This window comes from Bradyrhizobium sp. USDA 376 (genome assembly GCF_054063675.1).
In genome coordinates, this window is the sequence record NZ_JBSSGN010000001.1 from 4,562,450 (window position 1) to 4,585,824 (window position 23,375).

General features: G+C 65.3%; 20 protein-coding genes. 7 read left to right on the plus strand and 13 right to left on the minus strand.

Annotated features, from left to right (window positions below):
* Entirely contained in the window at window positions 1–747 is a 747-nt protein-coding gene (gene cnbZ, locus ACVJ19_RS21350; RefSeq protein ID WP_453950969.1) for a 2-amino-5-chloromuconate deaminase CnbZ, read from the plus strand.
* On the opposite strand, the gene ACVJ19_RS21355 is transcribed toward cnbZ, so the two are convergent.
* The 12 genes from ACVJ19_RS21355 to ACVJ19_RS21410 form a co-directional block, all read right to left on the minus strand.
* Window positions 744–1,634 (minus strand): ABC transporter permease, encoded by an 891-nt coding sequence (locus ACVJ19_RS21355; RefSeq protein WP_453950970.1) that lies wholly within the window; start codon window positions 1,632–1,634, stop codon window positions 744–746. The two genes, cnbZ and ACVJ19_RS21355, sit on opposite strands and share 4 nt — an antisense overlap.
* Before the next feature lie 4 nt (window positions 1,635–1,638).
* Complete coding sequence (locus tag ACVJ19_RS21360) at window positions 1,639–2,580, minus strand: ABC transporter permease (protein WP_453955177.1); 942 nt, start codon at window positions 2,578–2,580, stop codon at window positions 1,639–1,641.
* Between the two features lie 160 nt (window positions 2,581–2,740).
* The gene (locus ACVJ19_RS21365; RefSeq protein WP_453950971.1) at window positions 2,741–4,252 is read right to left on the minus strand and encodes an ABC transporter substrate-binding protein; all 1,512 of its coding nucleotides are present in this window, start codon (window positions 4,250–4,252) and stop codon (window positions 2,741–2,743) included.
* Window positions 4,253–4,275: 23 nt separating this feature from the next.
* On the minus strand, window positions 4,276–5,376 hold the full coding sequence (locus ACVJ19_RS21370) for an ABC transporter ATP-binding protein (protein WP_453950972.1): 1,101 nt from the start codon (window positions 5,374–5,376) through the stop codon (window positions 4,276–4,278).
* Window positions 5,376–6,365, minus strand: coding sequence for an ABC transporter ATP-binding protein (locus ACVJ19_RS21375; protein ID WP_453950973.1), 990 nt, complete (start codon window positions 6,363–6,365; stop codon window positions 5,376–5,378). The genes ACVJ19_RS21370 and ACVJ19_RS21375 overlap by 1 nt, the downstream gene beginning before the upstream one ends.
* Window positions 6,362–7,072, minus strand: coding sequence for a DUF1028 domain-containing protein (locus ACVJ19_RS21380; RefSeq protein WP_453950974.1), 711 nt, complete (start codon window positions 7,070–7,072; stop codon window positions 6,362–6,364). The genes ACVJ19_RS21375 and ACVJ19_RS21380 overlap by 4 nt, the downstream gene beginning before the upstream one ends.
* 9 nt (window positions 7,073–7,081) lie before the next feature.
* Window positions 7,082–8,887: a gamma-glutamyltransferase family protein gene (locus ACVJ19_RS21385; protein WP_453950975.1), complete on the minus strand. Its 1,806-nt coding sequence runs from the start codon at window positions 8,885–8,887 to the stop codon at window positions 7,082–7,084.
* Window positions 8,888–8,975: 88 nt separating this feature from the next.
* Window positions 8,976–9,965, minus strand: coding sequence for an ABC transporter ATP-binding protein (locus tag ACVJ19_RS21390; RefSeq protein WP_453950976.1), 990 nt, complete (start codon window positions 9,963–9,965; stop codon window positions 8,976–8,978).
* Window positions 9,962–10,948, minus strand: coding sequence for an ABC transporter ATP-binding protein (locus tag ACVJ19_RS21395; protein WP_453950977.1), 987 nt, complete (start codon window positions 10,946–10,948; stop codon window positions 9,962–9,964). Before ACVJ19_RS21395 ends, ACVJ19_RS21390 begins: the two co-directional genes overlap by 4 nt.
* Before the next feature lie 13 nt (window positions 10,949–10,961).
* Entirely contained in the window at window positions 10,962–11,933 is a 972-nt protein-coding gene (locus ACVJ19_RS21400; RefSeq protein WP_453950978.1) for an ABC transporter permease, read from the minus strand.
* 10 nt (window positions 11,934–11,943) lie between these two features.
* On the minus strand, window positions 11,944–12,924 hold the full coding sequence (locus tag ACVJ19_RS21405) for an ABC transporter permease (RefSeq protein ID WP_211401417.1): 981 nt from the start codon (window positions 12,922–12,924) through the stop codon (window positions 11,944–11,946).
* A 104-nt stretch (window positions 12,925–13,028) separates the two neighbouring features.
* Window positions 13,029–14,624, minus strand: a complete 1,596-nt coding sequence (locus ACVJ19_RS21410; RefSeq protein WP_453950979.1) for an ABC transporter substrate-binding protein — start codon at window positions 14,622–14,624, stop codon at window positions 13,029–13,031.
* Between the two features lie 398 nt (window positions 14,625–15,022).
* Between ACVJ19_RS21410 and ACVJ19_RS21415 the strand changes: the two genes are divergently transcribed.
* From ACVJ19_RS21415 to ACVJ19_RS21440, 6 genes are all read left to right on the plus strand, one after another.
* Entirely contained in the window at window positions 15,023–15,280 is a 258-nt protein-coding gene (locus ACVJ19_RS21415) for a DUF6489 family protein (protein WP_453950980.1), read from the plus strand.
* Window positions 15,280–16,080 carry an esterase/lipase family protein gene (locus ACVJ19_RS21420; protein WP_453950981.1) on the plus strand — a complete coding sequence of 267 codons (801 nt, stop codon included), beginning with the start codon at window positions 15,280–15,282 and terminating at the stop codon, window positions 16,078–16,080. Before ACVJ19_RS21415 ends, ACVJ19_RS21420 begins: the two co-directional genes overlap by 1 nt.
* Window positions 16,081–16,125: 45 nt before the next feature.
* Window positions 16,126–17,676, plus strand: coding sequence for a WS/DGAT/MGAT family O-acyltransferase (locus ACVJ19_RS21425; protein ID WP_453950982.1), 1,551 nt, complete (start codon window positions 16,126–16,128; stop codon window positions 17,674–17,676).
* Between the two features lie 11 nt (window positions 17,677–17,687).
* Complete coding sequence (locus tag ACVJ19_RS21430) at window positions 17,688–18,683, plus strand: alpha/beta fold hydrolase (RefSeq protein ID WP_453950983.1); 996 nt, start codon at window positions 17,688–17,690, stop codon at window positions 18,681–18,683.
* Between the two features lie 131 nt (window positions 18,684–18,814).
* Window positions 18,815–22,051 (plus strand): bifunctional cytochrome P450/NADPH--P450 reductase, encoded by a 3,237-nt coding sequence (locus ACVJ19_RS21435; RefSeq protein WP_453950984.1) that lies wholly within the window; start codon window positions 18,815–18,817, stop codon window positions 22,049–22,051.
* A gap of 30 nt (window positions 22,052–22,081) precedes the next feature.
* Window positions 22,082–22,756: a spermidine synthase gene (locus ACVJ19_RS21440; protein ID WP_453950985.1), complete on the plus strand. Its 675-nt coding sequence runs from the start codon at window positions 22,082–22,084 to the stop codon at window positions 22,754–22,756.
* Between the two features lie 78 nt (window positions 22,757–22,834).
* Here ACVJ19_RS21440 and ACVJ19_RS21445 read toward each other — a convergent pair whose 3' ends face one another.
* Window positions 22,835–23,299 carry a nuclear transport factor 2 family protein gene (locus ACVJ19_RS21445; protein WP_453950986.1) on the minus strand — a complete coding sequence of 155 codons (465 nt, stop codon included), beginning with the start codon at window positions 23,297–23,299 and terminating at the stop codon, window positions 22,835–22,837.
* Between the last annotated feature and the right edge of the window lie 76 nt (window positions 23,300–23,375).

The following is a 23,375-nucleotide window of genomic DNA, read 5'->3' on the forward strand; positions in this document are numbered from 1 at the left end:
ATGACGCGCGAATTCTCCGCCGGCAATTATCGTTTCATCCCGTCCGTGTTCCAGTATTCGGCCGGCGCGGCTGCGGATGACGGCTATGAGATCGAGCGTGTCCGGTTCGACCGCCTGGTGCCGCTCGCCGAAGGATTTGCGCTGGCCGCAAAATTCATCCAGGAGGCCGGGCGGCCGCTGACGGCGTTCTGTGCCTGCGAGCTGCGCTCGCCGGCGGCCTTCAGCGAAGAGGGTTTTCGTGCGTTCAATTTGCACTATGTGAAGACGCTGTCCGAATGGGGCATCTTCGACGGCACCACCAATCCGGTGGCGCGCAGCAATGTCTGTCCCGAGATCGATCCGCCGTCCGAACCGTCGTTCTACGCGTTCTCCTTCACGCGTCCGACACGGTCAAACGCACCGAGCTTCGTTATCGCCGGTGGTGCCGAGGCGCGCGAGGGTAGCGGCACCTATGTCGAGCGCACGGTGCGCTACCGCGACCTCAGCCCGGAAGGGCTGCGCGAGAAGGTGCGCTTCACCACGACCTCGCAGATGGAAAGCCGGATGGCGGCGTTCGGCTTCGGCTGGAAGGACACGACCGGCGTCCAGGCCTATTCCGTGCACGACTTCCACCACACGCTGGTCGACGAGCTGGTCCGCCGCGGCGCGCTGCGCTCCGGCCTGACCTGGCATTTCGCCCGGCCGCCGGTGGTCGATCTCGAATACGAGATGGATTGCCGGCGGGTGCTGCGGGAAGTCGTGATCTAGCGCTGCCTTGGGTCGAGCGCGTCGCGCAGGCCGTCGCCGAGCAGGTTCAGCGACAGCACCACCAGGAAGATCGCAAGTCCCGGCCAGATCGCCATCCACGGTGCCTGGGTCAGGAAGCGTTGTGCCGCATTGAGCATGCTGCCCCAGGACGGCGCCGGCGGCTGCTGGCCGAGGCCGAGGAAGGACAATGCGGCCTCGGCGATGATGGCCGCGGCGATCGACAGCGTCGCCTGCACCAGCAGCGACGGCAGGATGTTCGGCAGGATGTGCGAGAACGCGATCCGCCAGGGCGGGTTGCCGAGCGCACGCGCGGCCTCGACATAATCCTCGGCCTTGACGCTCAGCACCTGGCCGCGGGTCAGCCGGATGAAGATCGGGGTTGCCGAGATGCCGATCGCAATCATGGCATTGCCGAGGCTCGGACCGAGGAACGCGGCGAGCGCGATCGCCAGGATCAGGAACGGGCAGGCCAGCATCGCATCGGTGATGCGGCTGATCAGCGCGTCGGTGAAGCCGCCGCGATAGCCGGCGAGGAGGCCGAGCGGCACGCCGATGCCCAGCGCGATCGCGACCGAGATCAGGCCTGCGAGCAGGGAGGCGCGCGCGCCGTAGACGACGCGGCTCAGGATGTCGCGGCCGAGCTCGTCGGTGCCGAACCAGTGCGCTGCAGTGGGCGGCTTGCGCACCAGGCTCCAGCTCGTCGCGATGGGATCGTAGGGCACGACGATGGGCGCAAGGACTGCAAGCACGATGAACATCGTGATCACGACAAGTCCGAACACGGCGGCCTTGCGCTTGAACAGCCGCCGCCGCGCGCGGCGCGCCGGGCTGTCGAGCTCATAGGCCTGCGTGGCGGAGGGGGCGGCGGGCAGCGCGGCGTCGGTCATGGCGCTAGCCCCGCAGCCGCGGATTGACGAGGATGTAGGCGATGTCGGCAACGAGGTTCAGCGTGATGTAGACCGTGGCCGTCACCAGCACGACGCCCTGCACGACCGCATAGTCGCGGTTGAACACGGCGTCCACGATCAGCTTGCCGAAGCCGGGAATGGAGAAGATCTGCTCGGTCAGCACGGCGCCCGACAAGAGCGTGCCGAGCTCGAGCGCGCCGAGCGTGATCACGGGCGTCAGCGCATTGCGCATCGCGTGCTTGAGGATGACCGAGCGCTCGGAGAGGCCCTTGGCACGCGCCGTGCGGACATAGTCGCTTTCCAGCACCTGGAGCATAGCGCTGCGGGTATGCCGCATCAGGATCGCGGAGATCGCGTTGCCGAGCACGAAGGCCGGCATGATGGTGGCGGCGAGACTTGCGCGCCAGTTCTCGGTGAGCGGCACGTAGCCCGAGGCTGGCAGCCAGCCGAGCTCGATCGAGAACAGGAAGATCAAGAGGATTCCAAGCCAGAAATTCGGCGTCGAGATGCCCCACAGCGCGAACAGATTGGCGCCATAATCCCAGGCCGTGCCCTTCTTCACCGCGGAGACGATGCCGGCGGGAATGCCGATGAAGAACGCGATCAGGATCGCCATCGAGCCGAGCTGCAGCGTCACCGGCAGCTTCTGCGCGATCAGCTCGCGCACCGGCATCTTGTTGCGCAGCGACTCGCCGAAATTCCCTGATAGCACGCCCTTGAGCCAATAGACGTATTGCACGGGGATCGGCTGATCGAGCTTGTATTGCTGGCGGATCTGCTCGATCACGGCGGGATCGCGCTCCTCGCCGGCCATCACCAGGGCAGGGTCGCCCGGCAGCAATTGCTGCAGCGAGAAGATCAGCACCGACACGAAGAACAGTGTCGGCACGATCTGCGCGATGCGGCGGGCGAGGAAGTTCAGCATGATGCCACGCGTGTCCCGGGCGCTGCGCAACATGCAATGTTGCGCTGCTGAACCGGGACCCAGCGGCCGCGGTTCGCTGTTGCCGTGGGTCCCGGCTCAGCGGTGCAGCGCTTGTGCGCTGCGCCGCGTCCGGGACACGCCATTGTCGTCATCAGGTCGATCACTTGAATTTCAGCCCGACCACGCGCACCAGCCCGTCGGGCATCTGCCGGTAGCCTTCGAGCTTCTTCGTGTGTGCGATCAGCAGCGTGCGGTGATAGATGTAGATGATCGGCAGGTCGTCGAGCTGGATCTTGGTCAGCTTGGCGTAGATCGCCTTGCGCTCCTCGACATTGGATGTGGCCCGTCCCTCTTCCAGCAGCTTGTCGGCCTCGGGGTTCGAATAGCCTCCGTCGTTCTGCGGCGCCTTGCTGCGCATGAAGATGTAGGAGTTGCCGTCGGGATCGATGCGGCCGCTCCAGTTGATCTGGAACACCTGGAATTCGCCGGCCTGGGCCTGCTTGAAGGTGGTCGCGAATTCGACGGCGCGGATCTTGATGTCGAAGCCGGCTTCCGCGGCCATGGACTGCACGACCTGGGCGACGGCCTCGTACTCGGTGCCCTTGGGGACCATGTAGTCGACGGTGACGGGGAGGGTGACGCCGGCTTCCTTCAACAGCGCCTTGGCCTTGGCGATGTCGCGGCCCGGAATGGGAAACGCCTTCTGGTAGTAGGGGTGCGTCGGGCTGACCCATTGGTTGCCCGGCGTGAACTCGCCGTTGAACACGACCTGGTTGATGGCCTCGCGATCGATCGACAGGCTGAGCGCCTGGCGCACCTTCGCGGACTGGCTGAGCGGCCCCTTGGCCTTGTCGTTGCCGATGTTGATGGTCAGGCCTTGATAGCCGAGCTCGGCGGCCGTCGACAGTACCAGCTTGGGATCGGCGCGGACGTCCTTGATGTCGGTCGCGAGCACGCGCTCGATCAGGTCGAGCGCACCGGATTTCAGGTTGGCAAGCCGCACGGTCGAATCGATGATCGGCTGGAACACGACGCGGTCGATATGAACGTTGTCCTTGTTCCAGTAGTCGGCAAACTTCTCGAACACCATGCGGTCCTGCTGGACGCGCTCGACGAACTTGTAGGGGCCGGCGCAGACCGGATGCAGGCCGAACTTGTCGCCGGCTTCCTTCGCCGCCTTCGGCGACACCATCATGCCGGAGCGGTCGGTGAGCTGGGCGATCAGCGGCGAGTAGGGCGTCTTCAGCACCAGCTTGATGGTGAGGGGATCGACCACCTCGACGTGGTCGACGCTGGCAAGCTCCGACTTGCGGAACGAGGTCGGCAGCGTCATGTGACGCTCAATCGAGAATTTTGCGGCGTCCGCATCCAGCGGCTCGCCGTCGTGGAATTTGACGCCAGGCCGGAGCTTGATCGTCATTTCCTTGCCGTCGGCCGACGTCTCGTGGGACAGGGCGAGCTGCGGCACGATGTTCAGCTTCTCGTCGATGTCGAACAGCTTGTCGCAAAAGGCGGAGAACACGATGCGGCCGACATAGGTGCGGCCGATGCTGGGATCGAGAATGTCGGGGTCTTCGGCGATCCCGATGCGAAGCGTGGTCTGAGCCTGGGCCGCGCCCACGAGCGGCGTCAGCAGGGCCGACGCCAGGATTGTCAAACGCATGAAGCTCATCGCTCTCAACCTCTGTTTCACGGCTACGCGGGGTCCGCTCCCAATGAACTAACCCCGCCGCCGCGTGCTGCTTCCGGTCCGCCGCTGAAGGCCGCGACCAATTTTTCCAGGACCGGCGAGAAGCCGCCGTCCATGGGAACGATCGCCGTCGAGGACGGCAGTTCCGACGTTCGATGGCAGGCCGTTGCATGTCCGATGCCATCCGCCACGAGCCGGGGCATTTCGCTGCGGCAGCGCTCGACCACATAGGGGCAGCGGGTGTGGAAGCGGCACCCCGGCGGCGGATTGAGCGCGCTGGGGATCTCTCCCTGCAGCACAATTCGGCTGCGCTTTGCCCGCGGTTTGGGCACCGGGATCGCGGACAACAGCGCGCGGCTATAGGGATGGCGCGGCGCTGCGAACAGCGCGTCGGCCTCCGCGGTCTCGACGATCTGGCCGAGATTCATCACCGCGACGTGGTCGGCGATGTGCTTGACCACGGCGAGGTCGTGCGAGACGAAGATGTAGGCGAGGCCGAGCCGGTCCTGGAGCTCGCGCAGCAGGTTCAGGATCTGCGAGCGGATCGAGACGTCGAGCGCCGAGACCGGCTCGTCGCAGATGATGAGCTTCGGCTCGACTGCGAGCGCGCGGGCAATGGCGATGCGCTGGCGCTGGCCGCCGGAGAATTCATGCGGATAGCGCCGGGCGAGGCGCGGCTCCAGCCCGACCAGCCGCAGCAGCTCGGCGACGCGCTCGCCCCGCCGCGCCGCCGGCACGAGATCGTGCAGCGCCAGTGGCTCGGTCAGGATCTGGCCGACCGTCATGCGCGGATTGAGCGAGGCGTAAGGGTCCTGGAAGATGATCTGCGCCTCGCGGCGGAAGGCGCGCAAGCCGCCGGCATCGAGCGAGAGCAGGTCGCGGCCGTCGAAACGGACCGTGCCGGCATCCGGCTCGATCAGGCGCAGCACCAGGCGACTGACGGTGGACTTGCCGCAGCCGGATTCGCCGACGAGTGCCAGCGTCTTGCCGGCTTCCAGCGAGAAGGATACGCCATCGACCGCTTTGACATGCGCCAGCGCCCGGCCGAGCAGCGAGCGCTCGGCGACGAAATGCTTGACCAGGCCTTCGACTTCGAGCAGCGCCATCACGACACCAGAAGTTCGAGCGGCGCGCGGATGCAGCGCGAGAGGTGGCCGGTGCTGATTTCGACCAGCGGCGGCGGCGCCTTGGTGCAGGCATCCAACACGAAGGGACAGCGCGCGGCGAAGCGGCAGCCCGCCGGCGGCTGCGCCATGTTCGGCACCATGCCTTCGATCGTGGCAAGCTGCTCGGCGCGGTGGTCGAGCCGTGGGATCGAGCCGAGCAGGCCGACGGTGTAAGGATGCTGCGGCGCGGAGAACAATTCATCCACCGGCGCGCGCTCGACGATCTCGCCGGCATACATCACCGCGACCTCGTCGCAGACCTCGGCGACGACGCCGAGATCATGGGTGATCAGGATGATCGCGGCCCCGCTCGCCGCCTTCAGCTCGCGCATCAGCTCCAGGATCTGGGCCTGCAGGGTGACGTCGAGTGCGGTGGTCGGCTCGTCCGCGATCAGCAGCCGGGGATCGCAGGCGAGTGCCATGGCGATCATCACGCGCTGGCGCATGCCGCCGGAGAGCTTGTGCGGATATTCGTCGATGCGCCGTTCGGGCGAGGGAATGTGGACCCGGCGCAGGAGCTCGATAGCGCGCTCGCGCGCGCTCTTCCGCGAGCCGCCGCGATGGCGCAGGATCGTCTCGATGATCTGGTCGCCGATCGTAAAACTCGGGTTGAGCGAGGTCATCGGCTCCTGGAAGATCATCGCCAACCGGTTGCCGCGCAAGTCGCGCAACGTCTGGTCCGGAGTCTTCAGCAGGTCAAAACCGTCGAAGCGGATCGCGCCAGTGATCTCCGCGCTCTGCTTCGGCAGCAGGCCCATGATTGCCAGCGACGTCACGCTCTTGCCGCAGCCGGATTCGCCGACGAGACCGAGCGTCGCGCCATTGGCGACGCTGAGATCGACGCTGTCGACCGCATGGGTTACGCGGCCGTCGTCGCCGTGGAAGCGGATGCGCAGATCCCTGATCTCGATGAGGGGGCTGGCGCTCATGATCGTCTCGCACGCGCCGCAGCAATGCTGGCGTCTATGACGCTGCGATCGGTGTTGCCGGCAGGGTTCTGCCGCGTCGGCATGGACGAACGGAAGTGAACCCAGAGCTCCTGGCTGACGCGCTCGAGCCGTTCGAGCTCGCCGAGCGGGTCGAGATGATCGTCGGCGCGAATGTCGAGCGCCGGCCATTCCTCCTCGCCGTGGATCAGCAGCGCAGCCGATTGCTTGCCGCGCTTGTCGCCGCCGGCGGCTTCGCCCGCGCGCATCGCCGCGAGCAGGCGGCGCGGGAATGGCAGGCTGTCATTGGCGATATAGGTCTTCGCGGTCTCGTCGAGCACGTCGGCGCCGACGAGCATGTTGCCGGCGATCGAGAAGCCGCTGCCGGCGATGTGGCCGCACCAGTCGACGCAGTGGCGCCCGGTATGCGCGGCGATCTCGCCGCTGGCATCCATGATGTGGACCTGGCGGCTCTCGCGGCCCTCGTCGGTCGCGAGCAGCGTGGCGAGCACGTCGTGGACGTTGAGGCCTTCGCGCAGCAGCTTGACGCCGTCGATGCCGTAATAGGGATTGACGAAGGCCTGGGTCGCGATCGCGCCGAGGCCGGCGGCGATGTACGGCACGCGCGCGCCGACGGCGAAGAATCGGGTCGCAACCGCGATGCCGAACTGGCCGGTGGCAGGGTCTCGCGCGATGATCGACCAGGTCATGTGCTGCCTTCAGCGTCCCGCGGCGTAGCCCTGCATGCCGCGCGGATTGGCGGCGGCGCGGCGGCGCACGCCGACGCGCGAGGCCGCGGTGAGGCGGCCTTCCGACCAGTCGGGGCCGACCTCGACGATATGTCCGCGCTCGCGCAGGTTCTCGATGGTCGCCTTCGGCACGCGATTCTCGACCACGAGCACGCCGGGGCGCGCGGTGCGCGGCCAGAACGAGATCGGGAAATGCTCCGAATGCCAGGCCGGTGCGTCGATCGCCTCCTGGAGATTGAGATTGCAATGGACGTGGCGCAGGAAAAATTGCGTGATCCACTGATCCTGCTGGTCGCCGCCGGGCGAGCCCCAGGCGAGGTACGGCTCGCCGTCGCGCAACGCCATGGTCGGCGACAGCGTCGTGCGCGGACGCTTGCCCGGCGCGAGCGCGGCGGGATGGCCTTCCTCCAGCCAGAACATCTGGGCGCGGCTGCCGAGGCAAAAGCCGAGTTCCGGAATGATCGGCGACGATTGCAGCCAGCCGCCAGACGGTGTCGAGGACACCATGTTGCCGTCCCTGTCGATGATGTCGAAATGCACGGTATCGCCGCGCACTTCGCCGAAGCGGCCCACCGTCGGCTCGCCGGCACCGAGCGCGCCGACGGCTTCGCGCTGACCTTCGGCACGGCGCAGCTTGACCACGCCGCCAAAACCTTCGATGGAGCCGGGGATGAAATCGAGCGAGGCCTTGTCGGTGACGAGCTTGCGGCGCTCGTCGTTGTAGGCATCAGACAACAGCGTTCCGATCGGGATCTCGTTGAACTTGGGATCGCCGTAGAATTTTTCGCGGTCGGCGAAGGCGAGCTTGGCACATTCAATCTGGAGATGGATGAACTCCGGCCCGGTCGGGTCGAGCCCGTCGAGCGTAAAACCCTTCAGCAGCGCCAGCTGTTGCAGCGTCACCGGGCCCTGGCTCCAGACGCCGGCCTTGCAGACGGTGTAGCGGCCGTAGTCATAGGTGAGCGGCGCCTCGACGGTGGGCTGCCAGCGCGCCATGTCGTCGGCCGAGAGCACGCCGCGATGCGGCGAGCCGCTGACGTCCATCACCTCCTGCGTCCGGCAGAACTTGTCGATGGCTTCCGCGACAAAACCCTGCGACCACGCCTTTCGCGCGCGCTCTATTTCGGCGTCGCGGCCACCGCCGCCGCTTTCCGCTTCGCTCAGTATCCGGGCGTAGGTCGCAGCCAGCGTCTTGTTGGTGAAGAGGGTGCCGGGCTTCGGCACCTCGCCGTTCGGCAGATAAACCGCGGCGGAGGTCGGCCAGTGCTTGCGGAACAGCTGCTCGACGGTCTGGATCGTGGCGCAGGCGCGCTCGACCAGCGGATAGCCGTCGCGGGCGTAGGAGATCGCCGGCTCCAGCACGTCGCGCACGCGCATCGTGCCGTAGTCGCGCAGCAGCATCATCCAGGATTCGAAGGTGCCGGGGACGCAGGCGGCGAGCAGGCCGGTGCCTGGCACCATGTCGAGGCCTTCGCTCTTGTAATGCGCGATGGTGGCGCGCGCCGGCGCCGGGCCCTGGCCGCAGATCACCTCGGTACGGCCACGCTTGACGTCGTGCACGATGATCGGAACATCGCCGCCGGGGCCGTTCAGATGCGGCTCGACCACCTGAAGCGTGAAAGCGGTGGCGACGCCGGCGTCGAAGGCGTTGCCGCCCTTTTCCAGAATGCCCATGCCCACGGCCGTCGCGATCCAGTGCGTGGTGGCGACGACCCCGAACGTGCCCTCGATCTCGGGCCTCGTCGTGAACGGATCGGGATTGATGTTGCTGGCCATGGGACTTTCGCTACTTTATTTCCGGCGCGCGCAATTGATCACAGGCGGTGCCGCGCCGCCAATGCGCAGGCTGCATGGCACGCGCGCGTCACGCCGGGACCGGCGCGGTGTTGACTGCGTGACAGGCGACGCCGTCGATCAGTTCCGGCGTTTCCTTGCGGCAGAGATCGAACGCCAGCGGGCAGCGCGGATTGAAGGCGCAGCCGGGGGGCGGATTGATCGGGTTCGGGATCTCGCCCTTGACCGGAATGCGCTGGCGGCCGCTCATCGCGAGATCAGGCACGGCGCCCAGCAGCATCTTGGTGTAGGGCATGCGCGGGCGGGAAAACAGCTCGCGTCCCTCCGCGATCTCGACGATGCGGCCGAGATACATCACACCGACGCGACTCGCCATGTGGCGGACCACGGCGAGGTTGTGGCTGATGAACATGTAGGTCAGGCCGAACTTGTCCTGGAGGTCGCGCATCAGATTGAGGATCTGCGCCTGCACGGACACGTCGAGCGCCGAGGTCGGCTCGTCGCAGACGATGAATTCGGCGTCGGATGCGAGCGCGCGCGCGATCGCGATGCGCTGGCGCTGGCCGCCGGAGAACTCGTGCGGAAATTTCAGCCGGTCGTCGGGATGCAGGCCGACGAGGCTGAGCAGCTCGCCGACGCGCGCCCGGATATCGCGCTCACCCTGGATCAGGTCGAAGGCGCGGATCGGCTCGGAGATGATGGCATCGACGCGGAAACGCGGGTTCAGGCTCGCATAGGGATCCTGGAAGATCATCTGGATGCGGCGGCGCAGCTTTCGCCGCGCCAGTGCCTGCCGCGGATCGGCCATCGAGATGCCGTCGATCAGCACGTCGCCGGAGCTCGGCGGCAATAGGCCGACCACCATCCGCGCCACCGTGGTCTTGCCCGAGCCGGATTCGCCGACCAGCGCAAAAGTCTCGCCTTTCCTGATGTCGAAGGTGACGCCATCCACCGCCTTGAGGTATTCGAGATGGCCGCCTTCGAGCACGCGGTTGAGCCAGGGTTTTGAGACGTCGAACACGCGGCGCAGATTTGTGGCCTGGACGAAGGACGTGCTCATGCCGCGCTCTCCGCCGGCACGTCGTCGTAGAGATGGCAGGCGACCGATTGCGCGCCGCGCGGCAGCGGCTCCGGTCGCTCGACACGGCAACGATCGAAAGCGAAGGCGCAGCGCGGATTGAACGAGCAGCCGCGCGGGATCGCCGACAGGCGCGGCATGGAGCCCGGGATCTGCACCAGGCGCTTGTCCTCGCCGGCAAGCGTCGGGATCGCGCCCATCAGGCCCTTGGCGTAGGGATGCAGCGGGTTCTTCACGACGTCCTGGACCGGGCCGATCTCGGCGACGCGGCCGGCATACATCACCGCGACGCGGTCCGAGGTCTCGGCGATCACGCCCATGTCGTGCGTCACCAGCATCACGGCGGTGCCGTGATCGCGGCCGAGCCGCTTGATCAGCGAGATGATCTGGGCCTGCACGGAGACGTCGAGCGCGGTGGTCGGCTCGTCCGCGATGATCAGCTCCGGCTCGGCGCAGATCGCGAGCGCGATCACCACGCGCTGGCGCATGCCACCGGAGAATTCGTGGGGATAGCCGTCGATACGCTTTTCCGGTGCGGGAATGCCGACCTCGGCAAGCAGGTCGATGGCGCGGCGGCGGGCGGCCGTTTCGGACAGATTGAGATGGGTGCGGATCGTCTCCACGATCTGGTCGCCGACCTTGTAGAGCGGATTCAGCGAGGTGAGGGGATCCTGGAAGATCATCCCGATGCGCTTGCCCCTGATGCGGCGCATCTCCTCGGGCGGCAGGTTGTCGATCCGCATTCCAGCCAGACGAATCTCACCGCCGGCGATGCGTCCGGGCGGATCGATCAGGCCGATCACCGCAAGGCCGGTGACGGACTTGCCGGCGCCGGATTCGCCGACCACTCCCAACACCTCGCCCTTGGCGATATCGAAGGAGACGTCGTCGATCGCGCGCAGCGTGCCGCGGCGGGAGGCGAACTCGACCTGGAGGTTACGCACGGAGAGAACGGGTTCGGTCATGGGCGAGGCGTACTCATCGAAGCTTCGGGTTGAGCGCGTCGCGCAGCCAGTCGCCGAGCAGGTTGATCGACAGGATCAACGCGGCCAGCGCGAGCCCGGGGAAGGCGACGATCCACCATTCGCCGGCGAACAGATAGTTGTTGCCGATCCGGATCAGCGTGCCGAGCGAAGGCATGGTGTCGGGCAGGCCGACGCCGAGGAAGGACAGCGTCGCCTCCGTGATGATGGCGAGCGCGAGGTTGATCGTGGCGATGACCAGGATCGGGCCCATCGTGTTCGGCAGCACGTGCCGCAGCATGATCTTCGGCGCAGGCAGGCCGATCAGCTGCGCGGCGGCCACATAGTCCTTGTTCTTCTCGACCATCACGGAGCCGCGCACGGTCCGGGCATATCCGACCCAGAAGCTCAGGCCGATCGAGATCACCAGCACGAATAGCATGCTGGTGGCGTCCAGCCGGTTGCCGAGGATGGATTTTGCGATGCCGTTGACCAGCAGCGCGATCAGGATGGCGGGGAAGGTGAGCTGCACGTCGGCGATCCGCATGATCACGCCGTCGACGGCGCCGCCGAAATAGCCGGCGATCAGGCCGAGCGCGATGCCGAGCGCACCCGCGAAGATCACGCCGGCGACGCCGACTGCAAGCGAGATGCGCATGCCGTAAAGGATCGCGGAGAACACGTCGCGGCCCTGCTCGTCGGTGCCGAGCAGGAACGGGGTCTGGCCGTCGGCGGTCCAGAGCGGTGAGATCCGCGAATTGATCAATTGGAGCTGCGCCGGATCGAACGGGTTCTGCACCGCAAGCACGGATGCAAAGATCGCAAGCAGGAAGAACAGGACCGTGATGGCGGCGGCAACCATGGTGAGCTTGGAGCGGCGGAACGAATAGAAGACGTCGCTGTCGAGCACACGGCTGAGCCAGCTGCGGGCGGCGTGTGCCGGCTGCGTGCTCTGCCCATTGGAATTTGAGACGACTGCGTCGGACATGCAGGCTGCCTTATGCGGCGCGGCCGACCGTCGCGCGCAGGCGCGGATCGACCACGGTGTAGAGAATGTCGACCACCAGGTTGATGGTGACGAAGATCAGCGAAACCATCAGCAGGTAGGCGGCCATGATCGGGATATCGACGTTTTGCACGGCCTGGACGAACAGAAGTCCCATGCCCGGCCACTGGAACACGGTTTCGGTGATGATCGAAAATGCAATAACCGAGCCAAACTGCAGTCCGGCCACGGTAATCACGGGAATGAGGGTGTTCTTCAGCGCATGGCCGAAATGGATCGCGCGTGTGGTCAGCCCCCGCGCCCGGGCGAAGCGGATATAGTCGGTCCGCAGCACTTCCAGCATCTCCGCGCGCACCAGCCGCATGATCAGGGTCATCTGGAACAGGCCGAGGGTGATCGAGGGCATGATCAGCGCCTTCAGGCCCGACAGCGTGAGCAGGCCCGTCGTCCACCAGCCGAGCTTGACGACTTCGCCGCGGCCGAACGAGGGCAACCAGCCCAATGTCACCGCGAACAGGTAGATCAGGAGGATGCCGATCAGGAAGGTCGGCAGCGAGATGCCGATCAGCGAGACCGCCTGGAATAATTTGGCGAGCACGGTGTCGCGCTTGAGCGCCGAATAGACGCCCATCAGGATGCCGAACACCATCGCAAACACGGTCGCGCAGATCGCAAGTTCCAGCGTCGCGGGCATGCGCTCGCTGAGCAGCGCCGAGACCGGCTGGCGGAACTGGTAGGAGACGCCGAACTTGAACTGCGCGGCATCGGCGAAATAGCGCACGAACTGCACCGGCACGGGATCGTCGAGGCCGAGCGACTTGCGCACGATCGCGCGCTCCGCCGCCGAGGTGTCGATCGAGACGATCTGGTTGACGGGGTCGCCGGCGAAACGGAACATCGAGAACGCGATGATGCCGACGGCGAACATGACGCCGATGGCCTGAACGGCGCGGCGAAGCGTGAAAGCGAGCATGCCTTCCACTTTCCTTGGGTGTGCGTACGGCCGACGTCCTTGTCAGCCGGAAAAGGAAAGGTCCCGGAAGCCTGACGCTGCCGGGACCTCGTGTTCAAACGACGCTATTCCTTCTTGGTCGCCCAGTGGAACATGACGAGATTGTCGGCGCGCTGCGGCAGGTTGACCTTCTTCGAGACTCCCCAGGCGAGAGCCTGCTGGTGCAGCGGGATGTAGGACCAGTCCTTGATGCCGATCTCGTAGGCCTCCTTGATCAGCTGGTTGCGCTTCTCGGCGTCGGTTTCGACCAGCACCTTGTCGGTGATGGCGTCGAACTCCTTGTTGCAGTAGCCGCCGAGATTGGCCTCGCCGCGCGAGGATTTCGCATCGTCGCGGCAGCCCATGATGTCGTAGAGCACGTTGTGGGAGTCCATCGTGCTCGGGGTCCAGCCCAGCAGGTAGAACGAGGTCTGGTAGCCGCCCTGCTTGAGCACCTTGGCGAAGTACTGCGCCTTCGGCTGCGCCAGCAGGTTGATCTTGACGCCGATGCGGGCAAGCATGCCGACCACGGCCTGGCAGATCGCGGCGTCGTTGACGTAACGATCGTTCGGGCAGTCCATGGTGACCTCGAAGCCGTCGGGGTAGCCGGCCTCGGTGAGCAGCTTCTTGGCGCCGTCAGGATCGAATTTCGGCCGCGTGAAGCTCTTGGACAGTGCGAACAGCTCCGGCGCGATCATCAGCGCCGACGGCGTCGACAGCCCGCGCATCACGCGCGTCTTGATCAACTCGATGTCGATCGCCTTGTAGAAGGCCTCGCGGACACGGGCGTCCTTGAAGGGATTCTTGCCCTTGATGTTGGAGTAGAGCAGCTCATCGCGCATCTGGTCGAAGCCGATGAAGATGGTGCGCAGCTCCGGCCCCTTCAGCACCTGGGCATTCGGGCTGGAATCGACGCGGGAGATGTCCTGGATCGGCACCGGCTCGATGACGTCGACTTCGCCCGAGAGCAGCGCGGCGACGCGGGTGGCGTCGGAGGCGATCGGGGTGAAGATGATCTCCTTCAGATTGCCTTCGACCTTGCCCCAGTAGTTGGGATTGGCCTTGAACACGGTCTTCACACCGGGCTGATGGCTCTCGATGATGAAGGGACCGGTGCCGTTCTCGTGGAGCGAGGCGTAGCTCGGCGTGGTCGCCGCCACCGGCGTCGGATCGACGACGTTGTTCTCCTCGGCCCATTTCTTGTCCATGATGTACCAGACATCCCACGAGTTATGCAGGATGGGATTGGGCGAGGGCAGGACGAAATCGACGGTGTAGTCGTCGACCTTGACCACCTTGACGTCGGGCGCAAGGCGGGTCTGCATGTTCGACCCCTTCTTGCGGACGCGATCGGCCGAGAACACCACGTCGTCGGCAGTGAAGGGGTCGCCATTGTGGAACTTCACGCCCTTGCGCAAATGGAAGCGCCAGCGGGTCGGCTCCGGAGTCTCCCAGCTTTCCGCCAGCGCCGGGATGATCTTGAGATCCTTGTCGCGTGCGGTGAGGCCTTGATAGACGTGGCCGAGATGGGCGTGGGTGGTGCTCTCGTTGAGCGTATAGGGATCGAGCGACTTCAGGTCACCCTGGTTGGCATAACGTAGCGTCTGGCTCGACGCCGGCGAGACCGCCAACGCAAGCGTACCGGCGAGCGTCGCCGCAAACAGACTTCGACCGATTGACATTCTTGACCCTCTCCACACGCCACGCCGGTGATTTTTGATTGTTCGGCGAGGCTGACTGATCCATGTTGCCCAGAGTTCTCGACCCGTGCAAGCGCCATTCCAGCAAGGAACGCGCCAAGTTGCACCGCTGTGCAGCAATGCTGCCCGGCAATCTAGGGGAGGCCGGCGCGCGAGCGACATTCGACTTTCGACCTGTGAAGTCTCCGGAAGAAGGGAGATTGGCCCTGCCGTCCCTCTGCGTTTCAGCCGTCCGCTGCGGTCGCGGCCGGGCGATTTGATTGACCATACCCGTCGATTGCGGAAGCCGGTCCTAGCGGCTTCCCCTCAGGTCGCTTGCGTTGCACACCGTGTCGCGGTGATACTGCCAGCAGGCCGCTCGAATCTCATCCGGAGGGGACATGAAGGTTAATATCGAAATCGACTGCACCCCCCTTGAAGCCCGCCAGTTCTTCGGATTGCCCGACGTGTCGCCGATGCAGACGGCGGTGATGGACAAGCTGCAGCAGCAGGTCCTCAGCAACATCGAGAAGGTCTCGCCGGAATCGCTGATCCAGAGCTGGTTCACTTTCGATCCCAAGATCGCCGAGCGGTTTCAGGACATGTTCGTCACCATGGCCGGTCTCGGCAGCCCGCGCAGCAGCGACAAGAAGAAATAGTGCAGTCCGGGCGGGACGGGGCGCAGGATGCAGGCCGGCTTCGTCCGCCGGCTCTCGGCCTGCTGCTGGCCGAAGCCCGTGGGCTGTTCGAGTTCAACGCGAGCCTGCTCCTCTCGCCGCTCCTGATGCGTGCGCCCAAAGGCGACGGCCATCCGGTGCTGGCGCTGCCGGGCTTTCTCGCCAGCGATCTTTCGATGGTGCCCATACGACGCTATCTCAGCGAGCTCGGCTATGAGGCTCATGCCTGGCGGATGGGCCGCAATCTCGGCGGGCTGGAGCGGATGCGGGAGGCATTGCGCACGCGTCTCGCCGAAATCCATGCGGCGAACGGGCGCAAGGTCAGCCTCGTCGGATGGAGCCTCGGCGGCGTCTATGCCCGTGATCTCGCGCTTCGGGCGCCGGACATGGTCCGCTACGTCGTGACGCTCGGCAGCCCTTTTGCCAATGACGTGCGCGCGACCAATGCGACGCGGCTCTATGAGGCGCTGTCCGGCGAGCGGGTCGAGGACTTCGCCGAAGCGCGCGAGGCGATCGCCGGCGAACTGCCGGTGCCGGCGACGTCGATCTATTCGCGTGCCGACGGTGTCGTGAACTGGCGGACCTGCCTGCTCAGTCCCTCCGACCGTGCCGAGAACATCGAGGTGTACCTGGCGAGCCATATCGGGCTCGGCGTGAACCCCGCGGTGCTGTGGGCCGTGGCGGACCGCCTGGCGCAACCGGAGGGAGAGTTCTGGCCATTTGACCGGGCAGGGCCCTTTGCCATTGCATATGCCCCGCCGGAGCGGGCAGTATCGGCCTGACGAGAAGCGCCGCCAAGGCGCCCGTCGAATACTCGGGAGGGAACCATGGCTGACGGTAAGAAGCTGTCGTCGCTGGACGCGTCGTTTCTCTATCTGGAAACGCCTGAAATGCCGATGCATGTCGGCAGCATGGCGATCTTTCGCCTGCCCGACGACTACAAGGGCGATTTCTTCGAAGACTTCAAGGCGATGATCGTCTCGCGCCTGCACATCGCGCCGATCCTGAAGGCGCGGCTGGAGAAGGCGCCGCTCGATATCGATCATCCCTCCTGGGTCGAGGACGATCAGTTCGACATCGACCGCCACATCTTCCGCGCCAGCCTGCCGCAGCCGCGCGACCGCGCCACGCTGGAGCGCATCGTCGGCTGGATGCATGCCAAGCTGTTGAACCGCGCCCGCCCGCTCTGGGAGTTCTACGTGTTCGAGGGCATGAAGGACAACGAGGTCGGGCTCTATTCCAAGATGCACCATGCCGCGATCGACGGCGGCGCCGGTGCGGCGCTGACCAACATGATCTACGACATCTCGCCGATCCCGCGGAAGGTCGATCCGCCGACGGCCGGAGCCAAGCCCGGACAGGAGCCGCGCGACATCGCCGCGAACCTGCTCGATTCCTATCAGCAGCTGTTCAGCCAGCCGCTCGATGCCTCGCAGGCGGCGAAGAACCTGCAGCTGCCGCGCACCGGCAAGAGCGACATCGGCTCGATCCTGTTCGACAACGCGATGTACCAGATCGAGAGCGCGGTGCGCTTCGCCGGCAACATCCCGACCGTGCTCAAGAGCGTGTCCGAGGTGCTCGGCAAGGTCTCCGATCCCAAGTCGCGCGAGAGCCTTGCCAGCATGGTGTCGCCGCCGACCATGCTGAACAAGACGATCTCGTCGGAGCGAAGCTTCGCTGGCGTATCGATTTCGCTGTCGCGGGCGAAGGCGCTGGCCAAGCAGGCCGGCGGCAAGCTCAACGACGTCGTGCTGGCGCTCGCCTCCGGCGTGGTCCGCCGCTATCTCCTGCAATATGGCACGCTGCCGGCGAAATCCCTGACGGCCGCCGTGCCGATCTCGCTGCGCGAGGAGGGCAACACCGAGGCCAACAACCAGGTGTTCGGCATGATCTGCGCGATCGCAACCAACATCGATGATCCCAAGGCGCGGCTGGAGGCGATCATCGCGCAATCGACCAAGTCCAAGGAGATGTCGCATCCCTTGCGCGCCTTGATGCCGCAGGTCTCCAACATCTCGATGCTGGGCGCGCCGATCATGGTGCAAATCCTGGCGCTGCTCTACAGCCGCTCGAACCTGTCGGACGTGCTGCCGCCGGCGGCGAACATCACGGTCTCGAATGTGCCCGGACCGCGGCAGACGCTCTATGCTGCCGGAGCAGAGCTGCTGCACATCTTCCCGGTGTCGATCTCGACGCACGGGCAGGCGCTCAACATCACCGTGCAGAGCTATCGCGACCAGCTCGATTTCGGCTTCATCGTCGGTGCCAACATCATTCCGCATGTGCAGGTAATGTGCGACATGCTGCCCGAGGAGTTCGCCGCGCTGGAGGCGGCCTACGCGCCGCCGGCAGCCGACGTCAAAGGCGCCGCGGAATAAGGAATGTCTCGATGATTGAAATGCCGCCGCTCAAGTTCGCGCAGTCGAACGGAATCCGCATGGGCTATTACGAGGCGGGCCCGGCCGATGACAAGCCGCCGGTCGTGCTGTGCCACGGCTGGCCCGAGCTCGCCTTCTCCTGGCGTCACCAGATCAAGGCGCTGAGCGAGGCCGGCATCCGCGTGATCGCGCCGGACCAGCGCGGCTATGGCGCGAGCGATCGACCCGAGCCGGTCGAGGCCTATGACATGGAGCATTTGACCGGCGACCTCGTCGGGCTGCTCGATCATCTCGGAATCGACAAGGCGATCTTCGTCGGCCACGACTGGGGCGGCTTCGTCGTCTGGCAGATGCCGCTGCGGCACCCCACGCGCGTCGCCGGAGTGGTCGGCGTCAACACACCGCATTGGGACCGCGCACCGATCGACCCGATCGTGCTGTTCCGCCAGCGCTTCGGCGACCACATGTATATCGTCCAGTTCCAGGACCCCGCGCGCGAGCCGGACAAGATCTTCGGCAGCCGCGTCGAGCAGACCTTTGACGCCTTCATGCGCAAGCCGGCCGCGCGCCCTCCGGGTGCGCCCGAGGAACAGCCGATTGCCGGCATTGGTGCTTCGCCCCGCATCAACCTGGCGTTCCCGCAGATGATCGCGAATTACGACGCCAGACATGATCCGCGCACGCCGATCCCGTCGGCGGAGGAGAAGAAGGTGTTCGTCGACACCTTCACGAAAACCGGCTTCACCGGCGGCATCAACTGGTATCGCAACTTCACCCGCAATTGGGAGCGCGCGAAGGGGCTCGACCACCACATCCACGTGCCGTCGTTGATGATCATGGCTGAGAACGACGCGGTGCTGCCGCCGTCTGCGGCCGACGGCATGGAGAAGCTGATCTCCGATCTCGAGAAGTACCTGGTGAAAGACAGCGGCCATTGGACGCAGCAGGAGAAGCCGGAAGAGGTCAGCGCCAAGCTGATCGAATGGCGTAGAAGGCGGTTTGGGTGATGGCTCAGTCGTCTATGTAAGCTTCAAGCGTCGTTCCGGGATGGTCCGGAGGACCAGACCCGGAACCTCGAGATTCCGGGCTCGATGCTGCGCATCGCACCGGAATGACGCGATCAGGGGGAACGCTTTTAATGTCATCCAAGAACCGACTGAACCCGATTCCGCAGCCGCCGACCAAGCCGGTGGTTGGCAACATGCTGTCGCTGGATTCCGCTGCCCCCGTGCAGCACCTGACGCGGCTGGCCAAGGAGCTGGGCCCGATCTTCTGGCTCGACATGATGGGCGCGCCGATCGTCGTCGTCTCCGGCCACGATCTCGTCGACGAGCTCTCCGACGAGAAGCGCTTCGACAAGACGGTGCGCGGCGCCCTGCGGCGCGTGCGTGCGGTCGGCGGCGACGGCCTGTTTACGGCCGACACCCGTGAGCCGAACTGGAGCAAGGCGCACAACATCCTGCTCCAGCCCTTCGGCAACCGCGCCATGCAGTCCTATCACCCGAGCATGGTCGACATCGCCGAACAGCTCGTCCAGAAATGGGAGCGGCTCAACGCCGACGACGAGATCGACGTCGTCCATGACATGACGGCGCTGACGCTGGACACGATCGGCCTGTGCGGCTTCGACTATCGCTTCAACTCCTTCTACCGGCGCGACTACCATCCCTTCGTCGAGTCGCTGGTGCGTTCGCTCGAAACCATCATGATGACGCGCGGCCTGCCGTTCGAGCAGCTCTGGATGCAGAAGCGCCGCAAGACGCTCGCCGGAGACGTCGCCTTCATGAACAAGATGGTCGACGAGATCATCGCCGAGCGCCGAAAGAGTTCGGAAGGGATCGACGACAAGAAGGACATGCTCGCCGCGATGATGACCGGCGTCGACCGCTCAACCGGCGAGCAGCTCGACGACGTCAACATCCGCTACCAGATCAACACGTTCCTGATCGCGGGCCACGAGACCACCAGCGGCCTGTTGTCCTACACGCTCTATGCGCTGCTCAAGCACCCGGACATCCTCAAGAAGGCCTATGACGAGGTCGACCGCGTCTTCGGGCCCGACGTCAATGCGAAGCCGACCTATCAGCAGGTGACGAAGCTCACCTACATTACGCAGATCCTGAAAGAGGCGCTGCGGCTGTGGCCGCCGGCGCCGGCCTATGGCATCTCGCCGCTGAACGACGAGACCATCGGCGGCGGCAAGTACAAGCTCAGGAAGGGCACGTTCGTCACCATCCTGGTGACGGCGCTGCATCGTGACCCCAGTGTGTGGGGCCCCAATCCCGATGCCTTCGACCCCGAGAATTTCAGCCGCGAGGCGGAAGCCAAACGGCCGATCAATGCCTGGAAGCCGTTCGGCAACGGGCAGCGCGCCTGCATCGGCCGGGGCTTTGCCATGCACGAGGCCGCGCTTGCGCTCGGCATGATCCTGCAGCGCTTCAAGCTGATCGACCACCAGCGCTACCAGATGCACCTGAAGGAAACCCTGACGATGAAGCCGGAGGGCTTCAAGATCAAGGTGCGTCCGCGCGCCGATCGCGAGCGCGGCGCCTATGGTGGGCCGGTCGCGGCTGCGCCCTCAGTGCCGAAGGCGCAGCGCCAGCCCACCACGCGGCCCGGTCACAACACGCCGATGCTGGTGCTCTACGGTTCCAACCTCGGTACCGCGGAGGAGCTTGCGACGCGCATGGCGGACCTTGCGGAGATCAACGGCTTTGCCGTGAATCTCGGCCCGCTCGACGACTATGTCGGCAAGCTGCCGCAGGAGGGCGGCGTGCTGATCATCTGCGCCTCCTACAACGGCGCGCCGCCCGACAATGCAACGCAGTTCGTCAAATGGCTCGGCGACGACCTGCCGAAGGAGGCCTTCGCCGGCGTGCGCTATGCCGTGTTCGGCTGCGGCAACAGCGATTGGGCGGCGACCTATCAATCGGTGCCGCGCTTCATCGACGAGCAATTGTCGGCGCATGGTGCGCGGGCGGTCTATCCGCGCGGCGAGGGCGATGCGCGCAGCGATCTCGACGGCCAGTTCCAAAAGTGGTTCCCGGCGGCGGCCCAGGTCGCGACCAAGGAATTCGGCATCGACTGGAATTTCACCCGCACTGCGGAGGACGATCCGCTCTACGCGATCGAACCGGTCGCGGTGACCGCCGTCAACACCATCGTCGCCCAAGGCGGCGCGGTGGCGATGAAAGTGCTGGTCAATGACGAGCTTCAGAACAAGAGCGGGCCCAATCCGTCGGAACGTTCGACGCGCCACATCGAGGTGCAGCTGCCGGCCAATCTCATCTACCGCGTCGGCGATCACTTAAGCGTCGTCCCGCGCAACGATCCGACGCTGGTGGATTCGGTTGCGCGCCGCTTCGGCTTCCTGCCGGCCGACCAGATCAAGCTTCAGGTCACCGAGGGTCGCCGCGCGCAATTGCCGGTCGGCACCGCCGTGTCGGTCGGCCGCCTGCTCAGCGAGTTCGTCGAGCTGCAGCAGGTCGCGACCCGCAAGCAGATCCAGATCATGGCCGACCATACCGGCTGCCCGGTGACCAAGCCGAAGCTGCTGGGCTTCGTCGGTGAGGAGGCTGAAACGCTCGAGCGTTACCGCACCGAGATTTTGTCCAGGCGCAAGTCGGTGTTCGACCTTCTGCTGGAATACCCCGCCTGCGAATTGCCGTTCCACGCCTATCTGGAAATGCTCTCGCTGCTGGCGCCGCGCTATTACTCGATCTCGTCCTCGCCATCGGTCGATCCGGCGCGATGCAGCGTTACGGTCGGCGTGGTCGAAGGCCCAGCCGCCTCCGGCCGCGGCACCTACAAGGGCATCTGCTCGAACTATCTCGCCAACCGCCGTGCGGGCGATACGATCTACGCCACTGTGCGCGAGACCAAGGCGGGCTTCCGGCTCCCGGATGATCCATCGGTGCCGATCATCATGATCGGTCCCGGCACGGGACTTGCGCCATTCCGCGGCTTCCTCCAGGAGCGCGCGGCGCGCAAGGCGAAAGGGACCACGCTCGGCCCGGCCATGCTGTTCTTCGGCTGCCGCCATCCCGATCAGGATTTTCTCTACGCGGACGAGCTGAAAGCACTGGCGGGCGCCGGCATCACCGAGCTGTTCACGGCGTTCTCGCGCGCGGACGGACCGAAGACCTACGTGCAGCATGTGCTCGCCGCGCAAAAGGACAGGCTCTGGCCGCTGATCGAGCGGGGCGCCATCATCTATGTCTGCGGCGACGGCGGGAAAATGGAGCCCGACGTGAAGGCCGCGCTCGTCGCGATCCATGGCGAGAAGAGCGGCAGCGATGCCGCCGCCGGTGCCCGGTGGATCGAGGAGATGGGGACGAAGAACCGCTATGTGCTCGACGTGTGGGCGGGTGGGTGATTGTTCGTCCGATCATGCTAAAGCATTCCCATGATTCCCTGGGAAAAGATCGACACCGCCAAAATCCCCGGCTCCGACGAAGAGCTCCGCCTCATGAAGCGCGGCAAGGAGTTCTCCATCAAGCTCGGCACCAACGAGCTGATGAACAGCCGCCTGTCGGGCTCGGAAGCGGCGCTGGCAACGCTCGCGGCGAAGCAGATCGAGAAGGTGAAGAAGCCCGTTGTCCTCATCGGGGGCCTCGGCATGGGCTTTACGCTGCGGGCGGCGCTCGCCGTGCTCGGAACCAAGGCGGAGATCATGGTGGCCGAGCTGGTTCCTGCCGTGGTGGCATGGGCGCGCGGGCCGATGGCTGAAATTTTCGGCGAAAGTCTCAGTGACCCCCGCGTTGATATACGCGAGACGGATGTCGCGCAGTTGATCGAGAGGCATCCGCTCAAATTCGATGCGATCCTGCTCGACGTCGACAATGGTCCGGAAGGACTGACCCGCAAGGCCAATGACGCCTTGTACGATGTTGCCGGCTTGAGGATCGCTCACACCGCGCTGCGGCGGGGCGGGGTGCTCGCCATCTGGTCGTCCGGGCCGCATCCGAAATTTTCGCGCCGTCTCACGACCGCGGGCTTCGAGGTCAACGAAGTCAATGTCCGCGCCACCGGCAGAGGCGGCGGCGCGCGCCACGTGATCTGGATGGCAAGGAAGGGCTAGGCGCCTTGACGCATGGATGGTGGGCACGGCGCGCGAGGAGCGCGCGCCGTGCCCACCCTACGCAGCTACGCCTCTGAGCTAGAACATCGTGTTGCCGTTCGCCGGATTTTCGGGAATCTCCTGCACGACGTCCCAGTGTTCGACGATCTTGCCGTTTTCCAGCTTGAAGATATCGACGATGGCGCGGCCCCTGGTGCCGGGCTCGCGAACGGAGTGGACGTGCAGGATGACGTAGTCGCCGTCCACGAAGCTGCGCTTGATCTCGCTATGCGAGTTCGGAAACTTTTCACGGAGGAAGCCGATGAACTTCCGGAAGCCATCCGGGCCGTCAGCGGCATTTGGGTTGTGCTGCACGTAGCGACTGCCCATATAGGCGATGGCTGCATCGGCGTCCTTCTGGTTGAGGCCCTTCTCGTAGAAGGCAAGCACGGCGGTGCGGTTGGCTTCCTCCTGCGCGCTGCCGGCGGTCGCGGCGCCGTTGCCGAGAGACAGCATGAGAATGGAAGCGGCAATCATTGCCGCCGATCGGACGATAGGATGCATGTGAGCTCCGAGAGGCCGTAGCCTCTATTCTTGCGACTGAGGAAGGCCTGTATAGCTTTCGCGCCGGCTTCCGTTA